The organism is Mesorhizobium sp. M2A.F.Ca.ET.039.01.1.1 (assembly GCF_003998035.1).
Classification (GTDB): Bacteria; Pseudomonadota; Alphaproteobacteria; order Rhizobiales; family Rhizobiaceae; genus Mesorhizobium.
On the sequence record NZ_RZRY01000865.1, the window covers coordinates 1 to 2,289 of the forward strand.

Annotated in this window: 4 protein-coding genes; 1 reads left to right on the forward strand and 3 read right to left on the reverse strand. The window is 63.7% G+C overall.

Going from position 1 to position 2,289, the window contains the following annotated elements:
* On the forward strand, positions 1 to 151 hold a 151-nt coding region (locus EOA24_RS34805; protein WP_189354489.1), incomplete at its 5' end, for a carboxymuconolactone decarboxylase family protein.
* Between the two features lie 64 nt (positions 152 to 215).
* On the opposite strand, the gene EOA24_RS34810 is transcribed toward EOA24_RS34805, so the two are convergent.
* From EOA24_RS34810 to EOA24_RS34825, 3 genes are all read right to left on the reverse strand, one after another.
* Complete coding sequence (locus tag EOA24_RS34810; RefSeq protein WP_126078378.1) at positions 216 to 563, reverse strand: DUF1491 family protein; 348 nt, start codon at positions 561 to 563, stop codon at positions 216 to 218.
* Between the two features lie 528 nt (positions 564 to 1,091).
* Positions 1,092 to 1,883, reverse strand: coding sequence for a peptidoglycan-binding protein (locus tag EOA24_RS34820; protein WP_126078379.1), 792 nt, complete (start codon positions 1,881 to 1,883; stop codon positions 1,092 to 1,094).
* On the reverse strand, positions 1,858 to 2,289 hold a 432-nt coding region (locus tag EOA24_RS34825; protein WP_133374784.1), incomplete at its 5' end, for an ATP-binding protein. The genes EOA24_RS34820 and EOA24_RS34825, both read right to left, overlap by 26 nt.

A 2,289-nucleotide genomic window follows, 5' to 3' on the forward strand; every position in this document is an offset into this window, starting at 1 on the left:
GCTCAATGTCGGGCTGACCAAGGACGAAATTATCGAAACCATCATCCAGATGACGGTTTATGCCGGCTTTCCTGCGGCGCTCAACGGGCTGTTTGCGGCCAAGGAAGTCTTCGCTACCCGGTTTCCCGTCCAGAAGGGGGAAGCGGCATGATGAACCTTCTCGCCCAGCGCTCTTGCTCTCATCGCGATTCCGGTCCCATGAATGGCGAAACGCCCTAGTCGGCCTTCACCGAAAGAAGCTCTTCGACCGGTACAGTCCCTGCCTCGATCTCGACCACCCAGATGTCGGGATCGAATTTCTTCTCGCGCTCCAACCGCGCATCGAAGGCGGCGCTATCGTCGCCGGCATCGAGCAAGGTGAAGAAGCGCTCATCCGGCTTGGCTGAATCGTAACTCGTCTGCGGCGCCGGCCCGTAAAGAACGACCTCCCCCAGACGCCCGCGCGACAACACGAAGACGGCGCCCGCCTCGGTGGCGCCGCGCTTAACCACGGCGGCAAAACCGCCGGCGCCGAAAACGCGGCGTACAAGGGCCGAAACCCAGAGATCGGTGGTTACGCGCATGGGATCGTTCCGGATGACATGCCGATTGTTTAACGAGATTCCGGCTTGTCCGCGAGCGCCGGGCAGCGACAGGTTTGGATTGCTGTGGTCCCGCGTCCCCTGACGGTGGTGTTGCTTTGCCTGACAGGTCGGCGCTGCCGCTCATTGCCCTGCCGGGCATTTCCCCCCGTGTAGTGACGGGGAGAAGGAAGCTTGCGCTGACGATTTCGCCAATCTCAGACGTTGCAGGAAGAGCGCCGGCGCCGCGGCCAGCCCCTTCCCCCGTTCACGGGGAGAAGATGCCGGCAGGCAGATGAGGGGCGGCGCCGGCTCCGACAATTGGCAAATTTCGTGAATGCACCGGATAATGCTATCGTTGCGCATGGAAGCGACAATCCGACCCCTAACCGATCATGAACTGAATCAGCTCAAGCGTGCATATGCTGAAGGCATGGCGAGCGGTGAAGGCCAGAGCGTGGACCGCAATGCCTTCTTCCGCGCTCTAAAGGCTAAACGCGCAGCCCAAAACTAGATTGGCGCCGCCGCCACTCAGTTCGTCAGACCGATCTCGCGCATCTTGACGTACACCGCTTCGTCCGGCTCGCCGGTTTCGGGCAGGCCGAAGAGAGCCTGGAATTCCTTGATCGCGGCCTTGGTGCGGGCGCCGACCTTGCCGTCGAGCTGCATGTCGTTGTTACCGAAAGCTTTCAGACCGGCCTGGATCTTGACGATGCGGGCATCGGGCGATTGCGTGGCGCCATCGGCCGGGGCCGAGACGGGAATTACCGATGGCTTGGCGGACGGCGTGGCTGCTGCCGCGTCGGCCGGCCGCGGCGCCGGATGTGGAATCGCCGCCGTCGTCTGGCGCGTGCCAAGCTGGTCGAGCAGCGCGCCGTCGATCTCGCCCGAGCCCGGCAGCCCGACTTTCAATTGGTAAGCCTGGATCGCCTTGCGGGTCGCCGGTCCGGTCAGACCATCGACTGTGCCGTCATAGAAGTTGAGGTCCTTCAGGATGCCCTGCACCTGCTGGACGATCGGATCCGGCTTGGCCACCGGCTGTGCCGGCGGCTGGCGCACGATGTTGATGGTGGTCTCCGGCTCGTTGGAGACGGTATGCGGGAAATTCTCGATGCTGCGGGTGGCAAAGAAGGCGCCGGTATGCGGAAAAGGCTGATACCAGAGCGCATTGGCCGAGACATAGAACAGCGTCACCAGGAAGGCGGTCGAACCGCCGACCAGGACCGGGTTGCTTGCGATCAGCTGGCCGACCGCGGCCGCGCCTTCGGCAAGGACGCCGCGCTCGGGTTCGACCACCTTACGCCGTTTTGCGGAGCGAGCCATTCCCCTCCCCATCTCTATCCCCCTTCGGCTTCGCCGCCGGCATGGCCAGCACACCGGGTTGCGCAACGGAATGCCGCTTCGGCCCGCTCACCGGCAGGCCGATCGTCACCGTGGTGCCCTCACCCGGCGCGCTCTCGATCGACATCGTGCCGTCGTGCAGCGCCACCAGGCCCTTGACCAGCGACAGGCCGAGCCCGGTTCCCTCGAAACGGCGCGTGTAGTCGTTCTGGATCTGCATGAAAGGCTTGCCGAGATTGGCCATATCCTCCTCGGCGATGCCGATGCCGGTGTCGCTGACCCAGAAATGCAGGCGCGAGCCGACGCGCTTGGCGCCGATCACCACGCTGCCGCCATCGGGCGTGAACTTGACGGCGTTCGAAGCGAGATTGATCAGGATCTGCTGCAC